Source organism: Nostoc sp. (assembly GCF_036917465.1).
In the GTDB taxonomy this organism is placed as follows: Bacteria; Cyanobacteriota; Cyanobacteriia; order Cyanobacteriales; family Nostocaceae; genus Nostoc.
Window position 1 is genome coordinate 203,980 of record NZ_JBALDL010000087.1, and the last position, 22,022, is coordinate 226,001.

General features: G+C 42.0%; 21 protein-coding genes and 2 pseudogenes. 6 read left to right on the top strand and 17 right to left on the bottom strand.

The window, feature by feature from the left end; translation table 11 throughout:
* Positions 1-159: 159 nt before the first annotated feature.
* Positions 160-786 carry a potassium channel family protein gene (locus V7K38_RS23050; protein WP_334861003.1) on the bottom strand — a complete coding sequence of 209 codons (627 nt, stop codon included), beginning with the start codon at positions 784-786 and terminating at the stop codon, positions 160-162.
* Positions 787-1,010: 224 nt separating this feature from the next.
* Complete coding sequence (locus V7K38_RS23055; protein ID WP_334861005.1) at positions 1,011-1,793, bottom strand: glucosamine-6-phosphate deaminase; 783 nt, start codon at positions 1,791-1,793, stop codon at positions 1,011-1,013.
* Positions 1,794-1,946: 153 nt separating this feature from the next.
* Here V7K38_RS23055 and V7K38_RS23060 point away from each other — a divergent pair, with 153 nt between their 5' ends.
* Complete coding sequence (locus tag V7K38_RS23060; protein ID WP_334861007.1) at positions 1,947-2,633, top strand: HAD family hydrolase; 687 nt, start codon at positions 1,947-1,949, stop codon at positions 2,631-2,633.
* Positions 2,634-2,685: 52 nt separating this feature from the next.
* Here V7K38_RS23060 and V7K38_RS23065 read toward each other — a convergent pair whose 3' ends face one another.
* Both V7K38_RS23065 and V7K38_RS23070 read right to left on the bottom strand, forming a co-directional pair.
* Positions 2,686-3,312, bottom strand: a complete 627-nt coding sequence (locus tag V7K38_RS23065) for a PadR family transcriptional regulator (RefSeq protein WP_334861009.1) — start codon at positions 3,310-3,312, stop codon at positions 2,686-2,688.
* A 233-nt stretch (positions 3,313-3,545) separates the two neighbouring features.
* Positions 3,546-4,481 (bottom strand): AraC family transcriptional regulator, encoded by a 936-nt coding sequence (locus tag V7K38_RS23070; protein WP_334861049.1) that lies wholly within the window; start codon positions 4,479-4,481, stop codon positions 3,546-3,548.
* A 158-nt stretch (positions 4,482-4,639) separates the two neighbouring features.
* Here V7K38_RS23070 and V7K38_RS23075 point away from each other — a divergent pair, with 158 nt between their 5' ends.
* The gene (locus V7K38_RS23075) at positions 4,640-5,374 is read left to right on the top strand and encodes an SDR family oxidoreductase (protein ID WP_334861011.1); all 735 of its coding nucleotides are present in this window, start codon (positions 4,640-4,642) and stop codon (positions 5,372-5,374) included.
* Between the two features lie 90 nt (positions 5,375-5,464).
* Here the strand turns inward: V7K38_RS23075 and V7K38_RS23080 are convergent, their stop codons facing one another.
* A complete protein-coding gene (locus V7K38_RS23080; RefSeq protein WP_334861013.1) occupies positions 5,465-6,250 on the bottom strand; it encodes a COP23 domain-containing protein in 786 nt (261 codons plus the stop codon).
* Between the two features lie 612 nt (positions 6,251-6,862).
* On the bottom strand, positions 6,863-7,615 hold the full coding sequence (locus tag V7K38_RS23085; protein ID WP_334861015.1) for a Uma2 family endonuclease: 753 nt from the start codon (positions 7,613-7,615) through the stop codon (positions 6,863-6,865).
* Positions 7,616-7,636: 21 nt separating this feature from the next.
* On the opposite strand from V7K38_RS23085, the gene V7K38_RS23090 reads away from it, so the two are divergent.
* Positions 7,637-7,777: a hypothetical protein gene (locus tag V7K38_RS23090; protein WP_334861016.1), complete on the top strand. Its 141-nt coding sequence runs from the start codon at positions 7,637-7,639 to the stop codon at positions 7,775-7,777.
* A gap of 40 nt (positions 7,778-7,817) precedes the next feature.
* On the opposite strand, the gene psb34 is transcribed toward V7K38_RS23090, so the two are convergent.
* From psb34 to V7K38_RS23105, 3 genes are all read right to left on the bottom strand, one after another.
* A complete protein-coding gene (gene psb34 / locus V7K38_RS23095) occupies positions 7,818-7,988 on the bottom strand; it encodes a photosystem II assembly protein Psb34 (protein WP_334861018.1) in 171 nt (56 codons plus the stop codon).
* Between the two features lie 437 nt (positions 7,989-8,425).
* Positions 8,426-9,472: a DUF1611 domain-containing protein gene (locus V7K38_RS23100; RefSeq protein ID WP_334861020.1), complete on the bottom strand. Its 1,047-nt coding sequence runs from the start codon at positions 9,470-9,472 to the stop codon at positions 8,426-8,428.
* Positions 9,456-10,508, bottom strand: a complete 1,053-nt coding sequence (locus V7K38_RS23105) for a dipeptide epimerase (protein ID WP_334861022.1) — start codon at positions 10,506-10,508, stop codon at positions 9,456-9,458. The genes V7K38_RS23100 and V7K38_RS23105 overlap by 17 nt, the downstream gene beginning before the upstream one ends.
* Positions 10,509-10,638: 130 nt before the next feature.
* Between V7K38_RS23105 and V7K38_RS23110 the strand changes: the two genes are divergently transcribed.
* Positions 10,639-11,190: an NUDIX hydrolase gene (locus tag V7K38_RS23110; RefSeq protein WP_334861024.1), complete on the top strand. Its 552-nt coding sequence runs from the start codon at positions 10,639-10,641 to the stop codon at positions 11,188-11,190.
* Positions 11,191-11,210: 20 nt separating this feature from the next.
* Positions 11,211-12,524, top strand: coding sequence for a toll/interleukin-1 receptor domain-containing protein (locus tag V7K38_RS23115; RefSeq protein ID WP_334861026.1), 1,314 nt, complete (start codon positions 11,211-11,213; stop codon positions 12,522-12,524).
* 337 nt (positions 12,525-12,861) lie between these two features.
* Here V7K38_RS23115 and V7K38_RS23120 read toward each other — a convergent pair whose 3' ends face one another.
* From V7K38_RS23120 to V7K38_RS23155, 8 genes and pseudogenes are all read right to left on the bottom strand, one after another.
* Entirely contained in the window at positions 12,862-13,530 is a 669-nt protein-coding gene (locus V7K38_RS23120) for a peptidoglycan-binding protein (protein WP_334861029.1), read from the bottom strand.
* 348 nt (positions 13,531-13,878) lie between these two features.
* Positions 13,879-14,289: a response regulator gene (locus tag V7K38_RS23125; protein WP_334861051.1), complete on the bottom strand. Its 411-nt coding sequence runs from the start codon at positions 14,287-14,289 to the stop codon at positions 13,879-13,881.
* Positions 14,290-14,449: 160 nt separating this feature from the next.
* Entirely contained in the window at positions 14,450-15,184 is a 735-nt protein-coding gene (locus V7K38_RS23130) for a Crp/Fnr family transcriptional regulator (RefSeq protein WP_334861031.1), read from the bottom strand.
* A gap of 179 nt (positions 15,185-15,363) precedes the next feature.
* The gene (locus V7K38_RS23135) at positions 15,364-15,612 is read right to left on the bottom strand and encodes a Crp/Fnr family transcriptional regulator (protein ID WP_334861053.1); all 249 of its coding nucleotides are present in this window, start codon (positions 15,610-15,612) and stop codon (positions 15,364-15,366) included.
* A gap of 682 nt (positions 15,613-16,294) precedes the next feature.
* A complete protein-coding gene (locus V7K38_RS23140; protein ID WP_334861033.1) occupies positions 16,295-17,308 on the bottom strand; it encodes a zinc-dependent alcohol dehydrogenase family protein in 1,014 nt (337 codons plus the stop codon).
* A gap of 182 nt (positions 17,309-17,490) precedes the next feature.
* Positions 17,491-18,564: pseudogene (nrdJ, locus tag V7K38_RS23145) on the bottom strand (ribonucleoside-triphosphate reductase, adenosylcobalamin-dependent); the annotation flags it as partial.
* 285 nt (positions 18,565-18,849) lie between these two features.
* Positions 18,850-20,079, bottom strand: a pseudogene (gene nrdJ / locus V7K38_RS23150) (ribonucleoside-triphosphate reductase, adenosylcobalamin-dependent); the annotation flags it as partial.
* A gap of 265 nt (positions 20,080-20,344) precedes the next feature.
* A complete protein-coding gene (locus V7K38_RS23155) occupies positions 20,345-21,361 on the bottom strand; it encodes a sulfate/molybdate ABC transporter ATP-binding protein (RefSeq protein ID WP_334861035.1) in 1,017 nt (338 codons plus the stop codon).
* A gap of 320 nt (positions 21,362-21,681) precedes the next feature.
* On the opposite strand from V7K38_RS23155, the gene V7K38_RS23160 reads away from it, so the two are divergent.
* Entirely contained in the window at positions 21,682-21,864 is a 183-nt protein-coding gene (locus V7K38_RS23160) for a hypothetical protein (protein ID WP_334861037.1), read from the top strand.
* The last annotated feature ends 158 nt before the right edge of the window (positions 21,865-22,022 follow it).

Consider the following 22,022-nt stretch of genomic DNA (forward strand, 5'->3'; position numbering starts at 1 on the left):
TTTCTGCTTAAGATTCTTCGTTTTGATGCCTTCGACAAACTCTTGCCACCGCCAACTTTGGCGGTAAGATTTATTTGTATGTTCCTCAGATAAAGCTAGTTCGTATGCAACATCAATGTAAACGAGGGTGTCTCCTACTTGAACTTCTGCTTCTGGATTTCATTCAAACAATTCTTTAAGTGGATCTGATGAAACAGTTGTGTGACTCAAGATGCGGCGAGTTGTAAGATTCAGTCTATGTACTGGCTTGCCATTGCACCAGCTATCCTTCGCTTCTACTTGGTGCTTGATTACTTGCAATAATTGCCCTTCCAAGGTGAAATACCCTATGGCTTCAGATCCGAGAGATGCTAAAGCATAGGCATGAGCAGAGAGATGGGTAGGCTCAAAGGCAACAAAATTGCCTAAATTTTCGGACAAAAGTTTGTTGAAATTTTGTTTATCAGAACGTACAATCAGCCGAACGTGCGGATTAAGTCGCCGTGCTGCAAAGGCAGCTTCTATGTTTATCCGCTCGTTTCTTGTGACTAAAAGTATTGAACGACATTCCCCTATACCTGCCTGCTCTAAAACACTTGGCTGGCGGCAGTCTCCTACAATCAACTTTTCTAGTAAGCTTGGTACTTCTGGGACTTCCCAATGTTCGGGTTCTACATCGTCAATGGCGTTGACTTTAACATCGTATTCCTTTAGGACTGCAACACAATGTTGCCCTAAACTTTGGAGTCCGCATACTAAGAAAAGGTCTTGGGGTTTTTTGGAGTTGGTGTTGGGAGGGGAATGCACTTTCTGTTGATGGCAGCATTCAATACTGCTAACAGTACGTGTTTGCTAGGATTATATCTTATCTTCACGTAATGGCTGGAATTAGGCAATGTGCATTAGTCCTCAGTGCGTCTTCACCACAGCTAACTAGTGGTCTGTCCCATTAGTTATGAGGGGTAAAGGAACGAACCGCAAAGGACGCAAAGGAAGAAAAAATAAGAGAGATTGAAAAATTAATTTATCCCTCAATTAAATTTTGACAGACTGCTAGCAGAATTGACATCCAAAAATAACGTCGCTTGGGATTGTTGACGGAGAACAGAAGCCGGACAGTCTGTACTTATAGCTCCTTGCAACATTCGTTTTACCACATTCGCTTTACGTTTTTCTGGAGCCAGACAGATAATTTTTTTAGCTGAACAAATTGCTGAGATAGTGACAGTAAAAGCATATTGTGGAACAGTTTCTAGATTCGGAAAGTGACCTGTGTTTACTTGTTGCTGACGGTTCACTGTATCCAGCTTCACTAGTTTCACACTGTAAGGATCTTGAAAATTTGCTACTGCTGGATCGTTAAAAGCCAAATGCCCATTTTCGCCAATACCCAGACAGCATAAGTCTATTGGTTGCGCTTGTAATAGTTTGGTGTAGCGATCGCACTCGTTTACTGGTTGCAGTGTATCACCTTCTATATAGTGAAACTCTTTAGGAGCAACCAGCTTCTCTACACGTTCTCGCATATAGCGCCGGAAACTCGCAGAATGGTCAGCACTAATTCCCAAATATTCATCTAGATGGAACAGAATAATCCGCGACCAATCTACACCACCCAATGCAATCAAAGCATCGAGAAATTTGAGTTGGGAGTTACCTGTTGCTAACAATACAGCAGCTGTATCTTGTTGTTTGAGAACCTGCTGTAAATGCTTTTGGGCGATTTCGGCAACATCCTCGGCCATTTCGACCTCAGAGTTGTAAATCTGCACCAGTAAGTCATCAACATGAAAAAAGTTTGTAGCGGTTAGCATTTGCTTACATAGAAGGTTATCAATAATTCACAAGGGGCTTACGTCACAGTCTAAGTATTCCCCTCTATTGAGGTAGAACGATCGCTAAGGACAAAAAAACGATGTAAACTATGTAGATTAAGTTTACAATTATTTACATTTTACCCAAAAATCATGCTAGCTGCAATTCTCTTTGACCTCGACGGCACTATTGTCAACACTGACCCCATACACTACCGAGCTTGGCAGGAAATGCTGTCAAATTACAGCATAGAAATTGACGAAACATTCTATAAATCCCGAATTAGTGGACGGCTAAATCCAGAAATTGTTAAGGATATTTTGCCACAATTATCAACCGCAGAAGGGCAGAAATTTGCAGACGAAAAAGAGGCGCTTTTTCGCAAACTCGCCTCGAATCTTAAACCATTGGATGGATTTTCTGAGCTACTAGCATGGACAGAGACACATCAGTTAAAACGCGCATTAGTAACTAATGCCCCTAGATTAAATGCAGAATTTTTGCTAGAGGTTTTGGGAATAAAAGAAGCTTTCCATACAGTCGTTTTAGCGGATGATTGTATTGCAGGTAAACCCGATCCTGCACCCTACCTAGCCGCTCTGAATAAGTTCGAGATTTCAGCAGAGGAAGCGATCGCATTAGAGGATTCTCCCTCTGGTATTCAGGCGGCAGTGGGCGCAGATATCCGCACTATTGGCATCGCTTCCACCCACGATCCGCTAGTTTTGCAGGAAGTCGGCGCATTTATGGCAATTCCAGATTTTACTGATTTGCAGTTGTGGACATTTCTTAACTCATTCATTGAAGAAGATTTAAGTGCGATCGCTTCTAACCTGTAAGCGCAAAATCTGAGAATGTAGAGAGTAGAGATGCAAATTTTTGCCTCTCTACTTATTTTTCTGCCAGAATCGCGTAAATTTCCCGTTTAACTTGCTCTAAAAGCTCACGAACCCGATTTATTCGCTCCACATTGCCACTACGAGCAACCTGCACTACAACAGCAGCTAATTCTGTTGCAGCATTCCGCAACTCCATAAACTCTTGGGGTTTACCTTTCACGAAACTTTTGACGGTATCCCAAGGAGAATCTGAAGTCTCTTGTTGGGAACGTTCTGCTAATAATTGTCTACCCTCATCGGTGATCGTGTAAATCCGCTTGCCACCTTCTTGTGCGCTCTTGAGATAACCCCCTTCCTCCAGCAATTGGAGTGTTGGATACACTGAGCCAGGACTGAGGCGACGGAAACCACCATAACGAGTTTCCATCTCTTTAATCAGGTCGTAACCATGACTAGGATGCTCGGATAACAATTCCAGCAGGATGAACTTGATGTCACCCCGACGAGTGCGATGTTCATCTCCCCAACCACGACCAAACATTTCATTACCAAAGTGTTTGCCATGCTCTCTACCATGATGCTTATCATGCATAAACCAAGACCTGACAAGCAATGAATCCTCTTCGCTAACTCCTGCCAATGCAGGTGTTCCAAACCGTGAACGAAAATGTCTAAACATAAATCAATCTCAAATCAACTTTCTCTACTATACGATATATCGGAATATATCACGATATATCGCAATAAAACTTTTATGAAGATTTGTAAAGTAAGCAATTGTGCCAATGCAAAGCTGATGAAGAAGAATTCAGAATCAAGACGCTCGATGACTCGCTATCGCTCATAGCGTTGCTATCAATACAGTTCAGATAAGACCAAAACACTTGTAGAGACGGCGATTTATCGCGTCTCTTAGGCTGTGCGTAACCGTTCAATATCCCTTATTGGTGGCGCACCGAACATCCGGGAATATTCGCGGCTAAACTGTGATTGACTCTCATAACCCACCTGATAGGCAGCATTAGCCGCATCGGAGTTTTCGGCAAGCATCAGGCGACGTGCTTCTAATAGTCTTAATTGCTTTTGATATTGAAGTGGACTCATTGATGTCACTAACTTGAAATGATGATGAAAAGATGAAGGAGACATACTTGCCTGTCCAGCTAGCTCCTCAACCCGCATCGGCTTTGTAAAATCAGCCTTGATGAGTTTTATCACTTCGGCGATGCGCTGCATATTGCTGCCGGATGTCGCAATCTGGCGGACAGCTTCGCCCTGTTCACCCATTAAAAGGCGATAATAGATTTCGCGGATAATCAGTGGTGCAAGAATCGGAATATGCTGTGGCGTATCCAAAAGTCGTGTCAGTCTGAGAGCGCAATCGAGCAATGGTATATCGACGGTGCTGACAAATAAGCCTCTGACAGAGTTATTCTTACCCTCAATCACACTGGTTTGAGCAGTAATAATATCGCAGAGTTCACGTGGATCTAGATTCAGCTTGAATCCTAAATACGGTTTTTCTGGGGTTGCTTCAACAATAAATGCGCTCAATGGCAAATCAACCGAGACGACCAGATATTGAGCCGCGCCATAACAATAGGTTTCCTCACCCAGCAACGCTTCCTTTTTGCCCTGGACAAGGATGGCGAGGATAGGTTCGCAAACACCCTGTAGTGTGGTAGAAACAGAAGATTCTCGCTGAAATTCCAGCTGCTCAATAGCTGTTTTATGAAAACCGTTCCCTTTGCCATTGGTGTGACGAGTGACTAGTGCTGCCAATTCTTGACATTGATGAGCGATCGCACTTTGGTCTATGACTTGGTTGATAATTTTGATCGTCACAATGTTCTTGGATTAATTTAATCATTCTTTTGTGGACATTGTAGAACATCGATTTGGAGAATTAGGCAATAAAGTGCGAGGTCTGTGTATTCCAAAACTTTGCCCTTACTTATACGATGAACACATCCAAAGTTCAACCTCAACAGAGGAAAAAATTAACTATGTTAAACGTAGAAAATAAAGTCATTGTCATCACTGGAGCTAGTAGCGGTATCGGTGAAGCCGCCGCTAAGTTACTCGCCAAAAATGGTGCAAATGTGGTTTTAGGCGCACGGCGCACAGAAAAGCTAGAAAAGATTGTTGAGGATATCCACAATGAAGGCGGCACAGCAGAATTCAAAGCCGTAGATGTCGCCAATCGTGAGGATATGAAAGCGTTCATTCACTTTGCTAAAGAGAAATTTGGTCGTGTCGATGTCATCTTTAACAATGCAGGCGTGATGCCCCTATCGCCGATGAATGCCCTGAAAGTCGAAGAGTGGGACAACATGATTAACGTGAATATCCACGGCGTTTTAAACGGCATAGCTGCTGGTCTACCCATCATGGAAGCGCAAGGTGGTGGACAGTTTATCAATACCGCATCCATCGCCGCACACATGGTAGGCCCTACCAGCGCAGTCTATTCCGCGACAAAATATGCTGTTTGGGCTATATCCGATGGATTGCGTCAAGAATCGAAAAATATTCGTGTTACAATAATATCCCCTGGCGTGGTTGAGACTGAACTCGGCTCTGATATTACAGATGAACCAGCAAAAGGCTTTTTGAAAGAACTCCGCAAAACCGCACTGACTCCAGATGCGATCGCTAGAGCCGTATTATATACCGTAGCCCAGCCGGATGATGTTGATGTCAATGAAATAATTGTCCGCCCTACAGCAAGTGCATTCTAATCCTGGCGGGATATGGTGACAAAAGAAAAGCTCTAAAATAGCCTCTGGTTGATATAACTAAACCAGAGGCTGATTTCAATTTCTTATTACCTATCGGAAATTGCGAGGATTCAGGCGAACAGAGTTAGGTTGAGACTGACGACCAATTGCGACTCCATTGCGGAGTTTATTCGCAGTCCCACCATCTTTGCGATCGAGGAAAGGTTTGAGATTAATGCCACCTCTATATGAACTAACTCGATTATTGCCACTGCCTAGAAGTGTGCGTCCTAAATTATATAATTCGCTTCCCCCACTACTGCGATCGCCATAAGTGTTAACGGCTATAGTCTGCTGTCCGTTATCAGCAGTAGTCAAGTTTTGAAAAATGCTATTACGGATGACAACGGGATCTTTCCCACGCGGTACTGTCAGCACAATTCTACAGCTTGAGTTAGCTTCAGTTGTGACACAGACAACATTTTCGTTATTTTCTACAGATGTCTGGAGTTCTTGTAAACCATCTGGACGATAAAGTTCTAAACGACTGGCAATTGCTGCACAACGCTTTTGTGCGTCCCAACCACCGCCTAAAGTTGCAGGTGCCGCCCAAGGAAAGAATTGTCCTGGTTGACTTTGTGGCTGATACATAACGGTAGACTGACCGTTGTAAGTCTGACAGCTAAACCGAGTTATACCGTCAGATGAGGGTGAAGTTGGTATACCTGTTGATGTGTCTATTGGAACTGATGACCCACCTGATGGCACTGTTGGTACTACTACACCACCACCACCATCGCCAGTAGAATCATATTGCGCCATTGCTGCCGAATTGCCCAGACACAAAGATAAGCCAATACTGCCCAAAGATATCAATCGCAACAGTTGTGATGACATAAATCATCCTCCAGTAAAACAAGTAAGGAATTGATAGTTTAAGTGACGAATAATTCTATTTTTTGATTCATCAAAAACGTTATTTTTTTCTTTGATTTCTTTTTTCTCTGGGGGTAGCTTTTAGATATACTTGAATTTCTGCATAATACCGCACTGTTTCATAATTCTGTTTCATACTGAGATATATTTAGATAGAATAGTGTTTTCTATTACTTTTATTAAAAAATAGCAAAATACAGATAAGTAGGTAGGCGTAATTAAATATAAGATTCGTTGGAGATCCCCCTAAATCCCCCTTAAAAAGGGGGACTTTAAGAGACTTTTGCCCCCCAATTTATCGGGGGGTTGGGGGGATCAAAAGCCTATGAGGCCACTCTCAAAGACTTGTGTGTACACCGTAGCCTTATTAAGGAGAGGGAAGCCGGAGGCAGGGTGAGGTTTTATATTTAATTTGACCCACTTACTTAAAGCGATCGCACTTAGCACTTAATTTTTGCTTACAGCACTTACGGCAGCTATGAGGTACATTCTCAAAGCTGAAAGCTATGATAGAAGAGGGGCAAGAGGAAAACTGTATTGCATAATAGCCGGAAGCGGTGTAAACTAAGTAACTCAGCTATCTGGCAAATTATTTGGGTCGATACCTTGAGATTGTAAATAGGCAATTAGCCGTTCTTTTTGCTGACGTTCTTGTTCGGCGCGTTGACGTTCCTGTGCAATTTGTTCTACTGCCCAAGGTAACAAATTACCTGCCTCATCCCACCAGCGCAACCAGTAACCAGTTCTGGCTTCTTTTTTTCCTTGCCAAGTTCCTAAGAATAAGCCCATTGAATCAATCCAATGACGACCATTTTCGTCAGGCTGTTGTAACTCGTAGCGCCTGTTTTCGAGTTGGTAATATTCTAATAAACCGCCATTAGGGTCAAAAATCACGTAAATTGGTACTTGAAGAATCTGCTCGTAAAAAAACCATTTTCCTGGTGGATAGATTCGCTTAAAAGAATACTCTGTACCGTCAGTGTCAGATAGAAATTCCATCACCACTGCCGGAATCTCACCTTCTAAATTAGGTGTGTAACTTTTGCGTTCTGCTAAAACTTCATTTACTGCTGGAACATAAACCCAGTCAGGTGCTTTCGCTACAAACTGATCGTTTATCGTCGCACAAAGTCCAAAATTCGAGGCGATTAACATGTGGGGTTGCATAAAACCGCTTATCTCAAGGCTTTCGCGCAAAGCACCAGCCAACAGTGGCTGACCTGTATTTTCCACTGGTTCATCCTCTAACTGAAAATCTGCGGGCAACGCTTCCCAAGATATTATCAGTTCTGTTGAAGATTTAGCTTCACCGAGTTGGGTTGCCATATAACACCCCATTTTATTAATTTGTCTTTATTTTATGTGCGATCGCAGTTATTTTACAATGTTGCCTTTGGGGATACGATGCCTGCGGCGGGCAAAGCCAACGCACAGAGGGAAAATACAAAAAACCCCGGCGAAACTAACCGAGGCTTAAGAGAGAAGTGAGAATGACAATAAGATACAGCGATAAGGCAATGGAAAAATCTTAGCTAACGCTAAAACCAACCAAAACTAAAGTTGTGACAATTAAAGTTGCAAAAAGACCTTGTAAAACGTATTTACTTTGTTCCCAAATTGCTGGGTACTCGGCGTAGTATACCTTTGGTTCAGCTGCGTAGTTATTGAGGATACCGTTTTCGTTTACAGTAGTATACATATTTTTTTATTTTCTTTTGTTTACTTATGTAACTAAATCTAACAAGTTTATTACAAAATGTCAATAGAGCTTGACAAAAAAAGCTGATAGGTTTGCTAAAAATTACTTATTAAAAGATGGGGGATTTGAGGTAAAGCGGTTCCAGGCAATGAAAGCGAGATGTCTCTTAACCCATTACTGCACGTCTTCTTAACCTAACTGCCATAAAAAACCCCCAAATAAGTTGGGGGGTAAATTGAGCAAGATGCTTGTCAGGCTGATATTGAAGCTGTTAGCCTTCCTTCAACTCGCTCGGATTCATCTTTACAGCTATTTATCAGGTAAATAAGACCAGATGGTAGGGGCACAGCATTGCTGTGCCCTTACAACAGATGTGGTTCAAATACATGAAAACTGCTGTAAGCAACCAAAATTTTGCCTTTTCGTAGGATCAAAACCTAATTCTTCATCACCGCATCCAAAAGGATATTGGCACCAAAACGGACTACATCAGTGCAAGGTAGCCCGGTTTCTGCTGTGACTTGAGCGATGCTTTCCTCAGCCGCAGATTCATCTAAATGGGCTGTGTTCAATGCTATACCCACTACAGGAACGCTTGCAAAAGCACCACCAGCACTAGCAACGCTTTCATAAAGCCGAATTACCTCTGATAAAGGTGGAATTAAAACATGGGGATGATTGCGGACATGAACTTGTCCCGCCCGATGGACTAATACCAGTTGAGTTGGTTGGGAACCACGAATTAGGGGTAGGGTTGCCGTTGAACCAGGGTGTAGCAGCGAACCTTGTCCTTCAATGTGCAGGATGTCGTAGTTTTTGCCATAGCGCATGATTATCTGTTCTACAGCACCAGCAGCAAAGTCTACCCGCACGGCATCTAAAGCCACACCATCCCCTTCTAACATCACCCCAGTTTGACCTGTGGCGAGAAATTTAGAACGCCAACCCCGCAGTTTTGAGGCCCAATGTAACTCTAAGCTAGTTGACATTTTACCGATCGCCATGTCAGTACCCACCGTCAACACCCGCCGACAAAGGAGGGTGCGTGCCATTCCACTAGCAACACTTATATTAGGCGGCTCTTTGCGGACATCCCAAATTAGTTGCCCTGGTTTGAGCAGTGCATTTAACTCTGGGATGTTTGCCATTGGTGTGTGTAAGCCGTTCACCAAAGACATCCCAGTTTCTAGAGCATTTTTGATTTCTAGCCAGTAATCATCGGGGATAGCACCACCACTTGGAGCAATACCTATTACTAACACTTCTGGCTTGTACTCTAGGGCTGCGGCTACTGATGCCACAATGGGTACATCACGTTTGATACCTGTTAATTCTGTCAGAGATTTGCCAGCACATTCGCGATCGATTACGGCTACGATTGGGGCTTCGCTGTAACGTAAAATTGCGAGTCCAGTTTTGCCGTGGGTTCCAGTAGTTCCTTCATGTAATAAGATGGCTATTCGTTGATTAAGTGGTAGACGCACTGTGTTGTACTCCCAAACCTGGTAAATCGTTTGGCAAAACTCTCCCTTCCTTTAGCAATCCACCCGTAAAGGGGTCATCAATTAAGTTAAGGTGACTGTCTAAATCTAGATAATCAGCTAGTGGCGCTAGCTGTAATGCTGCTGTATTAGCTAGCGAACTGTCAGAATAGCAACCGAACATTACTTGCAACCGATATGCTCGTGCTGTATGTACCATTCGCATCGCCTCTGTTAGTCCGCCTGATTTCATCAGTTTGATATTAATACCATCTACGTAGTTTGCCAATTCGGGGATATCAGAACTTGTAAAACAACTCTCATCAACAAAGATGGGTAGGGGAGAGTGTTCTTTGAGTTTAGCTAAACTTTTTTCCTGACCTCGTGGTAATGGCTGTTCTACATACTTTATACCTAAATTACTCAGCCAATTGCACATTGCGATCGCATCTTCTAAACTCCAACCCCCATTAGCATCAACAAATAATTCTATTTCCGGTGCTTCTTCTCGCACTGCCAACAGCATTTTTTGATCTGCATCTATGCCATCTGGACTACCTAACTTCACCTTAAAAAGGCGGACATCGGTAAATTGTAACCAGTCTCGCGCTCTGGTCTTAGCACCTTCAGGCGAATTTATCCCAATTGTTACTGAGGTTGGTACTATTTTATTGCGATCGAGTCCCCAAATTTGCCACAAAGGTAATCCTACACGCTTACCCAACCAGTCGTGCATTGCCATATCCAAGGCAGCTCTTGCAGCAGAAGGAATTTGGTTTTGTATTAAAATTTGTTCAATTTCTTGTCGCTGTAAGGGGCTAAATGCTTGTAATAATGGTGCAATTTGGTCGAGAGAATCTTTGATTGTATCAGTTGATTGTCGATGATTACCTACACCGAATGGCGATGCTTCTCCCCAGCCTTCAATACCATCATCCGAAATCCTCACCCATACATTCGTTGTCTGTGCCGTTGTACCTCTACTAATGGTCAACGGAAATCTTTTATTTACTGTAAATAAATTTACATTTATTTGCATATTTTTTTATATTATGATATAGCAAAAGCCAGTGTAAGTTTAGATTATCGGATGTATCTGTTATACTTTTTTACATTCCATTGCTTAGTTACTAAACTTTTCATACATAATTTTATTTTTTACTTGATTTATGAGCGACTTAAAAAAATGGAAAACTTTAAAATCAAAAATGGTTTTAGATAACCCCTGGTGTCAGGTAAGGCAAGATGAAATAGAATTGCCCAATGGTAAAATTATAGATGATTATTTTGTCAGTATTAAGCCTGACGTGGCGATGGTTTTACCGATCACTGCTAATAGAGAAATTATTTTTGTCCGGCAATACAGACATGCAGTAGGTGAATTTTTTTTAGAACTTCCCGCAGGGAATTTCGACCCCACAAAAGAGAATGCAGAAGTGGCAGCAATTAGAGAACTTGCAGAAGAGACTGGTTATATACCCCAAGAATTTAGAAAAATTGGAACTCTATACGATAAACCGAGTAAAGACACTAACCAAATACATTTATTTTTAGCAGAAAATGTCAGCAAGGTTGGAGAGCAACAACTCGATATTACAGAAGAGATTGAAATTGTATTTATTCCTGTAGAAGCAGTTTTAGAAAAAATTATTCAAGGAGAAATTTCTGTGGCGGGAACTATCGCGGCTATATTCTTAGGTTTAAATCTTCTAACTGTTTAATTATCTAATAGTTAATTATTATGTTTATCTTTACAGTAACTGCTGATACTTTCCTTAAAGTTCGTCCAAGTGAGTTAGCGGAACTTGCTGAAGATGAAAAACTTCTCATTCAAGTCAAAAGTGTTCTTAAAGTAATTTCTTATATTGAGGAGGGAGAATATTACAGAATTACGTTGAAAGACTCTATGAAGGGTAAAGATATATGGTTTATCCGTAAGAAGTATATTGAGATATCTGCTTTAGGGAGTTTATCTAAATCCCCTCCAAACCCCCGAATGGAAAAAACGAGGGAGATAGCAAGACCGCCAGGATACGACACTAAAAATTCATTAGAGTTGTTAGAAGCTGAAAATGAAAATTCATTGAAGGCTGAAGGTGGCTGTGCTGCTCCGTTCAGTAAAGGTGGCGGTAGCATTGAGGTTGAAGGAGAACTTATTAAGCAACTTAAAGCGCAGCTACAAAAAACCCCAACTCTTCAAGAACGATCTTCACAACCTGCTGATATAAGCAAAGATTTGGTTGATTGTAGTGTGTTCAGTCCTGCTTTTGTAACTCCAGATGATATGTTTCTTGTGCAAGTCTTTGTTCATCTTCCTGAACAAGTTGAATCTGCCAAACAGTATGCTCAACAATTTGATCCTGAAGCTCAACAGTTAGGGGTAAAAAGTTTAGGAGTACCTATTAAACGAGGAAGTGAACTTACTTTTAACTTGTCAATTCCAAAACTAGATGTGGACGATCCGATTCAACAGTTGACTTGGAATGGTAGAGCAGATTCTATTCAATTTGGTGTAACAGTTCCTGGCGATATTACTCAGAAAACAGTCATTGGAACTGTTACTATCAGCCAAAATACAATTCCCCTTGGTCATCTAAAATTCAAACTATCGATTGTTTCTTCTGCATCTTCTACATTTAAAAGCCCTCAACCAGTAGGAGAGGTTGCTCGATATTATAGAAAAGCATTCGTCTCTTATTCTTCTAAAGATCGGATAGAAGTTCTTAAAAGGGTACAGGGACTGGCTGTAAGTGGCATTGCAGTTTTTCAAGATGTTCTTAGTTTAGAACCTGGCGATCGCTGGGAGCAAGAACTTTATCGCAATATTGATGAGTGCGATCTTTTTCTACTATTTTGGTCTACTGCTGCTAAAGAGTCGCCGTGGGTGCTTAAAGAAGTGTTGTATGCCCTTGAGCGACAAGGATCTGATGGATTACGTTCCCCCGAAATTATTCCTGTAATCATCGAGGGGCCGCCGCTTGTCCCTCCACCTCCTGAATTGCAGAATCTTCATTTTAATGACAAACTTCTTTACTTAATGGCGACATCTAAATAGTAGACACAGGTAACAATTCAGTTTGATCTGACTGCTGATCTCAATTACCCAATAATTGCGTCTACCCTAGACAGTATTGGGATCTTACCCGCCTTGAAGACGGGCGAAATACTCCAAAGTTTTAATCTGAGACTTCCTTAGCTTAGATGTTTCTACATATCAGAATAAAATAGGTAGAAGCTAAGAAACAAGATTTTCAGTTGAAATTATCAAAACAGAATTCAGGAGTCAGGAGCCAGAATTCAGAAAAATTTTGTGCAGTTGGCGAATGAATAAGCGAGTTTAAGACCCGCCACTAAATCATTCCTGGCTTCTGAATTCTTCTTCAAGCTAACTTCTAAATACCCAAAGTAACTCTAGTTTCTGGGCCGACTACACCATCTACAAGTAGACCTTTACTTGCTTGAAATTTTCGGACTTGGTTAACAGTTTCTTGACCATAAATTCCATCAATTCTGAGATTACCTAAAGCTGTCTGAAGGTCTCTCACTAGCTGACCTCTAGAACCAGGGGTAAGAATCACTGAACCCCCAACGCCACCAGGTGTAGTTGTAGGAGTATTGTTAGGTTTATCACCAACCCATCGAGCAAAAACATATCTCCCCGAAGAAAGTCTAGCAAAACCGTTTTCATACCTTTCAATTCCTGGAAGTGTTGCACCATTTGATATACAGTCTACATAAGAGTAGTTAGTGCCTGGGCCTGTACGGATGCGTAAACAATTACCGTTAGTCTTTACATAAGCGGCTGAACTTGTTTGAATTTGGGCAGCAGCAATAAGTAATACACCCACTCCAGCTAAAGCCAACCAAGCTGAAGACTTAAGAAGTTTTCGCCAATTGAATTTAGTTTTGCTGATTCCAAATACCTGTTTTTTAGTAATAAGTATCTCAGAAGATTTAAGAGTTTTTTCACCCTTTAATAGAGATTTAGATGAGTTATATTTGGTCTTTCCAGATTCCTCTTCTTGAGCAATAAACATGTGAGAATAAGCAAGATATTCCATAATACACCCCTTTATTTTAAAAAATGAGTATTCACAGAGAATAACCGAGTAATTCTCTGTGTTTATCCTTAGTATATTTTATATCACTACCCTTTTAAAAGGTTTTTACTGGTAGCGAAATTAAGAAAAAATAAAATTAACGTGAGTCTGATAAACCTTAAACTTAATCAAAGAGAATTCTTAACAGGGAAAACTAGACCGCTTACAAGGGGCAAGGCTTTAAAGCTTTAACTTGTTGCCTCAAAAAATTCCTGAGAAAATGCGATGTCGTTGTAAATATGGCATTTTCAAAATAACTAACATTTAGTAAAGCTTTGTATAGACGGACTTTTTGTGCATCCAAATATGTCAAGCGTATTGTTCGAGTCGAGTTAAACCAGCAACCGTAGCAGCTAACTCATCTAAGTCTATCGGCTTGCATCGGTATATATCATAACCTGCTAATAACGCCCGATTACGATCTTCGTCGAAAGCAGATGCCGTCATAGCAATGGCTGGAATCTTTCTCCCTCGCTTTGCTTCCAGATTTCTAACTTTCGTGAGCAGTGAGCAACCGTCTTCATCTGGTAAATAAATATCACTAATCAATATGTCTGGTTTAAAAAATGAGATTATTTCTAAAGCATCACCTGCCGAAGCCGCTGCGATCACCTCTGCTCCGTCTAATTCAAACAAAAAGGTAAGTAAAGTTCTCGTATCACGGTCATCATCGACAACGAGCAATCGCAGACCTTTAAAAGACATTGATTGATTAGACATTACTCTCACCGATGTATAGCTCGAACACTTGGATTAGTAACTACATCAAACAACACCTATTTGTAAATGCCATTTGATGCATACTTCACTAAATCTTAATGTAACTAATTAGCGAGTGTCTGTCCGATTTCGGACATAGCAACTTATAATTGGTTGTTCATTAGCGATCGCGCTTTGGCTCATTCCCCAGCAACCGAGCAAATTCGTTTTGTATGACTCGATAACACTCGCAGGAAGTTGCTTCCAAATCATCTCGGTTCAGGATGTTAATATGCCCACGTCGGTAGCTAATCATTCCGGCTCGGCTCAGGGTGCTAGCCGCTACTGTCACACCGGAACGACGTACACCTAGCATCTGGGCGATAAATTCTTGCGTGAGTGGAAAATCTTCTGATTCCAGACGGTCAGAGACTGTCAATAGCCAACGAGCTAGACGTTCTTCCAATATATGGAGACGGTTGCAGGCAACTCCTTGCGCCAGTTCAGAGTATACAGCTTGTACGTAGCACAGTAGTAGGGTTTGAATAGCTCCGCCCCGATTGAACTCGGCTTTAATTACATCTGCATCGATCTGCATAGCAGCGCCCGAAACCTGCACAAATGCTGTTGTGGTTGTGGTGTTGTCTCCTAAAATTACCGGGATACCCACCATACCTTCGTTGCTTACTATCCCAACTTCCGCCGTTGAGCCATCTTCCATAGTGGTGACTATTGAAACCACTGCCTTATCAGGAAAATATATCTGTGCGATCGGTTCGCCTGCTTGGTAAAGGACTTTCCGAAGTGGGAGCGGAACTAGCTTCAGGTGGGGAACAAGACGCTCATAATCACTGGCTGGCAGATCTGCGAGCACCTTATTTGGTGGTTGCGGAAAAAGGCTTTTATCTAATGACATTGCAAGTCACTCTCCTTAAGGTAGGTGACTTTAGAAAAGCTAACTAAGGGCACAAGGAAAGAACTTCAGAATTTGATCCTAATGTCGAAAGGTGTATTCTCTAAAGGAACACGGGGAAAATCTAAAAAATATTAAATGAACGCACTTCTTAGAGTCTGTACGGTTTCAGACATAGAAGCTTAAAAAAAATTATTTTCTATAATCTGATAACATTTGCAGGAAGTTTTTTCTAAAGCCTCTCGATTCAGGATGTTAATCTGACCACGGTGGTAGGTGATCATTCCGGCTTCGCTCAGGATGTTAGCTGCTTCGGTGACACCAACGCGACGTACACCTAGCATCTGTGAGATAAATTCTTGGGTGAGTGGAAATTCCTCTGATTCTAGACTAAAAGTATTAGTATGCCAGTTTGTAACTCCAACTTTAATGCATCAAAAGTATCATAATCATCTCAGAAAAAATTATACTTAAAAAGTATAATTTTTATTTTCTTTATAATTTAAATTACATTATTGTATATATGAGCATCGATGAAAGCGATCGCAGCCATAGCCAAAGATTCCTTTGATTACGACTCTACTGCTAATTGGAAAGGCATAGTAGCTCCCCCAATGGGCAATTCGTAGTTGCATAACATTGCCAATTTTTACTAAAAACGCAATATATCGCCTCTTTACAAGGATTTTGACATCAAAAAAGCTAATTTTTATACTCAGTGGAAACGTGCTTTAAAAGAGCGTGAATCTGTGAAAGCGATCGCTCACTCTAAGAGGTTGTTTGAAAAGTCCTCTTGTCGGTATCAAAAGGTTCTAGATCCCCCTAAATCCACGCCACATGCTCCACTTGGGGAGACCCCAAGACCGCAGTGGCTCCCCTTAAGAAGGGGGACTTTGATTCCGTTTCCCCCCTTTTTAAGGGGGGTTAGGGGGGATCGCTAAGTGCCTAAAATCACAGCGAAATACTTGTTCATTCAACCTCTAAGGAATTCTACATCGAGCGGTATGCTAAATTCGCTGCGCCTACTCTCGCTGCTGTTTAAATGTAATTAATAATTATGTTTCAAGTGGGCTTTAAATTCCCAATTAAAACATATAATTAAATTATTTAAAATTACGAATTACTTATTGCGATTTTACCAAAGTGAGCCGCACTTTTTAGATAACTGTAAGCTTCTCGTGCTTCAGCAAAAGGGAAAACTCGATCGATAATTGGTTTGATTTGATGCTGTCGCATTGCCTGATTCATTGCCTCAAATATTTCCCGACTGCCAACATAAATACCCTGAACTGTTAAACTCTTAAAAAGTATTTGCATGGGGTCAATTTCACTTCCTCTACCTGACAATACGCCAATCAAACTAATCCGTCCTCCAATGCGGACTGCTTGTAATGATTTTGGCAGAGTTCCTGCACCGCCTACTTCAATTACATGATCTACACCTGTGCGATTCGTTAATTGGTAAACTTGCTTTTCCCAATCTGGTGTTGTTTTGTAATTAATTGTTTCATCAGCACCAAGCTGTTTTGCTCGTGCCAATTTTTCATCACTACCAGAAGTAATAATCGCTCTAGCGCCATGTATCTTAGCAAACTGGAGAGCAAAAATCGAAACTCCCCCAGTACCGAGTAATAAAACAGTATCATCTGCGCCAATATTACCTTTTGTCACCAGTCCATGCCAAGCTGTGACTGCTGCACAGGGTAAGGTTGCCCCTTCAATGTAGGAAAGGTAGTCTGGTAATATAACCAAACCATCTTGGTGTAATACAACATACTCAGCCAGCATTCCATCGATACCGCCTCCGAGATCGGATTTCATTTTCTCTTTGGTTAAAGACGCATAAATCCAGTCTTGGAAGAAAATACCAGCCACGCGATCGCCTATTTTCACCCGTGTCACACCTTCCCCTATCGCCACGACTTCCCCTGCACCGTCAGATAGGGGAATTAAGGGATATTTCTGTCCAGCGCCGTAAGCACCCTCAGCGACGAGTAAATCACGGTAATTTAAGGATGTTGCTTTGACTTGAATGAGAACTTGTCCCACAGTTGGTTTTGGTTCAGGGCGATCGACTAATGCGAGGGCATCAATACCGCCATTGCTTTGAATTTCGTAAGCTTTCATTGTGTTAAGTAGAGCGACGTAATTAAGGCTTAGATCCCCGACTTCTTAGAGAAGTCGGGGATCTAATCGTTCACGAATTATTTAGGATTGCTATATAAAAAAGCAGTGGTTAAATGTTATGTGAAACCACTACTTTTTTATATAGATAAATAGTACCTACCCTAAATCGATATTATTTCGCCTTATGAGCTTGGTTGCTGATCGGGAAACATACACTTATCAGAATCACAACCACTAGGGCCAGCCTCTGACATTTCGCCTAAATCGTAGCGGCTTAAGACTGCACAGAAATCATCTGTTTTTCGCCGTGCTTTCACCTCTTGATTCAAGCGATCGTAAGTTGGTTTGTCTATTGGTTCAAATGGCAAACGGGGGAATGATTGCAGGTCATCAAAACGAGCTAGAAGGGCTGCTGAAATATATCCTTCATCATTCTGGATAGTTTCGTATATCTTCTGTCCCAATGGTTCGATTTCATCAGAACGTAGTTCCAAAGTAGCTGATGTATTATGAGTAACATACCAGCGTTGAACCTGGAGAACAAAATCAAATTGGGCTAAGACTGAAAACTTAGAAACATCAATTTCATCAGCCCCTGGTAAATCAGCCCAAGTTACAGAAACCGGGATTTCTACTAACCACTCACTCACCCGTGAATCAAAGGGATCGTTGAGCAAATTGCCCTGTTCATCTTTATCTGATTGAGAAGGAATGACGTTGTAACCGTAGTCAATACAAGCTAAGGCTACTGGGTCATTTTTGCCGAAGGTAATGCGGCGAATAAATCTTTGGGCTTTGGGGGGATGCCATCCTGAGCTAGCATTAGTTAACAAAGCCTTAGTGCCACTGGGTTGGACTGTGGTACAGCGATTTGGACGTTTGAGATTGTGGCGATCGCAGTAATCCCAAACTACGCGATGTACAATATCTTTCCAAGAACTGAGATATTTTTCTTCCTCACGCTTGAAAGCTAATCCTTGTGGAGTTGCAGGTCTTCCCGCTTCCCACCAGCGCAGCCAATCAACACCAAAAGCATGAACAAAGAAATCAAACAAGCCTGTAAAAGAAACTCCCACAATCGGGTCTAATTCACGGCTGTATTGATAGCGTGGTTCGAGGAATTTGTGATTTAAAAGCGCTGCTACAGATAACGCCCCAGCAGTGAAAGCTTCTTCTTGTTCTTTATAGTTACGTGGGTCGATTTGATTCAGGTGAACCTCAGACAAATTGCAGTGGAAATTACTACCGATGATTTCCAAATTTGTTACCCTAGAGGCTTTTTATCCCCTAGTTCTACTGCTTAATTATTCGCAGTAGCTCCGCGTACCTTTTACAGATGTGACTTCAGATAATAGAAGTGTTTTTCACATCTGCCCCCGCACTCTTGGAGAGATTATATTCTAGACACCAATTTCTGATGTAATCTAGTTTCACTCTCTACGCTGTACGGTGTCAAAGGCTTTTTAGTTCCTTTGATTACCACGGGATTAGCATCTCAGCTTTCCCCGTTTTTGCGAGGTTTTTAACGTGAGGCAAAATCACTTACCACACGGATTTAAAGCATATCGCTGCAAACGATGTTCTAGCTCATTAGCATCAAGATTGGAATGGTGTTCTTTTAACCACTCCTTTGCTGTGCCTTGTTCGTAAGCTTGCAAAAACTCAACTTTCAGAGCTTTTGTTGGCAGCAAATCAATGTTCGATCGCGCGACAGCTTCACCAGCCCATTGAATTGCTCCCTCGCCACTGTAATATTGTTTGCGGACAGCATTAAGACATTCTTCTAAGGTTGGCTTGCGGTGAAAAACTCTGGTATGGTTTGCCATCCTGAGTGCATCACGTTCTGGATCGATTCGCCAGTTGCCACTTTCATCTTGCTGCCATAAGTTATCTTTAGCATCGGCAAACAAACTATCTTCGCTAGAACCTTGCCTCATGCCAGCTGATCGCCTAATATTGCCGGCAACAATTGTTACAGCACCTTGATCGATTAATAGACAGCATTCAACTGAATTTAATTGTCGCCCTAAAGCTTTATTGAGAATAGATGCACAACGCTGATAAAGTCCAGGCAATTTTACAGGATTAGCAACTCCTCCAAAGCCGTTGAGAGTTTCTCCGGCTTTCCTAACATCACTGATATCAACAAATACTTCAACTTCTGCTGAAAATTGTTCATCAGTGGAGAGTTCTAACAGGGTTTGATATGATTCAACCCAACCTTCACGGCTATCTCCAACGTGAATAGTAACACTGTTGCCTTCTATATTAGTTTCAGTATATTCACGTCGCTGTTGCACAGGAGTGCTGCCAATTTCACCTTTTACACTGATATTCAGTTGATTACGGATGGGGGGCAACTGGTCAATAAATTGTGGTTCTAGGACGGCTCCAGTACCACAGCCCATCATTGCCAAATCCATCATTAATCCCAAGGCACTCCAGTCTTGGAGATTGGTAGAGGTGCAATTATAAGCGCCGGAAAAGTTTTTGGGCTTGGTTATCCAGTCTGTACCACCAACCCATAACCAGCGTCCACTGGGCATAGCTTTCAAGTTGCGCTGCATCTTATCGAGTGTGGCAGCTTCCTCTTGAGTGAGCTTTCCTAACTCGACTAAGCCGAGGAGAGTGCGATCGCATACCTCATCCCATGTTTCCCTTAGTCCCGCCTTTGTACGGCGGCTATAGGTTCTAAAAAATACGGGATTAGCAGCCGGTGCTGTTTCGGGAAACTTTGCACTCTGACGTTTTCTTTCTAGCTCTCGAACCATATATTAAGTGTCTTGCGTTCTTGTTGCGTGCGGACAGATTATGACTATACGCCAAGTAGTTTGAGTATTAAAGATTGTCAAATTGACCACTTTGCGCTAGCTCTAGGCTGTAATATTTTCAACATAAATTTATGTTGTATAATGTCCAATTTCGCATTATGAAATGATGCCCCCTGTAGTTCATGTCAAATTAAAACTCCTAGCAAATAGCTGAATTAGGCAGCGATTAACTAGGAGTTTCGACTATTGGGAAACTGGCAAAAGTCTAAATTGAATAAGACACTGGGAAAGACTTCGCATCCTTGGGCTTCACATATACGCGCTGTTTTGCTTCTAACTCTAAATCATTAAAGCGATCGCGTGTTAAATGCGCCGTCACTACTTGTCCATCATCGAAAGTTAATTCCACCTGAATTTCCCAACCCAAATGCACCAATCGGCTTATTGTTGCAGGTATAGTGCCATTGTTAGCATTAGTTTCAAAAATCACATCTTGCGGACGCAAAAATACTTGTGGGTGTGGTGCATCAAATCTGCTACCTTGAAAAATCTTTGAGGTGCTGGGTAATATATTCACTGGGCCGATGAAGCTCATCACAAATGCAGTGGCAGGATTATCGTAAATTTCTGCTGGTGTTCCCACCTGTTCTATGCGTCCTTTATTCATGACCACAACCTCATCGGAGACTTCCATTGCTTCCTCTTGGTCGTGGGTAACGAAAACCGTGGTAACATGAACCTCATCATGGAGGCGGCGTAACCATGCCCGTAAGTCTTTGCGGACTTTTGCATCGAGTGCGCCAAAGGGTTCATCTAGGAGTAATACTTCAGGTTCTACTGCCAGCGCCCTTGCTAAAGCTACCCGTTGTCTTTGACCACCAGAAAGTTGTGATGGATAGCGATCGCCTAATCCAGTCAATTGCACCAATTCTAGTAACTGTTCAACCTTTCCCTTAATCTTCTTTGGCTGTGCCTTCCTAATTTCTAAGCCAAAGGCAATATTCTGCCTGACAGTCAAATGCTTAAATAGGGCATAGTGCTGAAATACAAAGCCAATATTGCGCTGTTGCACGCTTTGGTATGTAGCGTCTTTACCAGTAAGCAGGATTTTGCCGCTATCTGGCATTTCTAAACCGGAAATTAACCGTAATAGCGTAGATTTACCCGATCCTGATGGCCCAAGCAACGCAACTAGCGAACCACTCTTAATTTCCAGGCTAACCTCATCAACTGCCTTGAAACTCCCGAATTGTTTGGAGACGTTTTCAACTACTATGCCCACTGCTGCTATACCTCTGCAACTAAATCTACAGCTCCTTGGTAGGATTACTGTGTCTTACATATAGCATATATTTTTATTTATAGATAAATAAAGTTTAGCTACCACAACTGCCACAATCGAGGCAGCTACAACGAGGAGCAAAGTGTGAGGAACCTTGGAATTGCAGATAGAGCAAATCATATAGATTTAGCAAAGGGAGAGTATGGAAAATATGCTGATCGGCTCTACTTTTCAGGACGCACTAAATGCCCAATGCCCCACGTTAGAGTACTCCAAGTAAAAAAGTGTCCAATTGTCATTGCCAATGGAGACAAAGCGGAATGAAGCAATCCCAATATCTTGGGATTGCTTGTCTGCGACACGCTCCGCGAACGCTACACTTCCTTGCGATCGCAATCACAGGTTTTGGCTCATTTATTTCTTGGAACACTCTCAATACGGTTCGGTTAAGATCCCCCCGCCTACGGCGACCCCCTTTTGAAGGGGGTAAAAGATGCTTATAAGCCCCCCTTTTGAAGGGGGGTTGGGGGGATCTTCGAGGAACGCTCCGCGAACGCTACACTTAATTGCGATCGCAATCACAGGTTTTGGCTCATTTATTTCTTGGAACACTCTCAATACGGTTCGGTTAAGATCCCCCCGCCTACGGCGACCCCCTTTT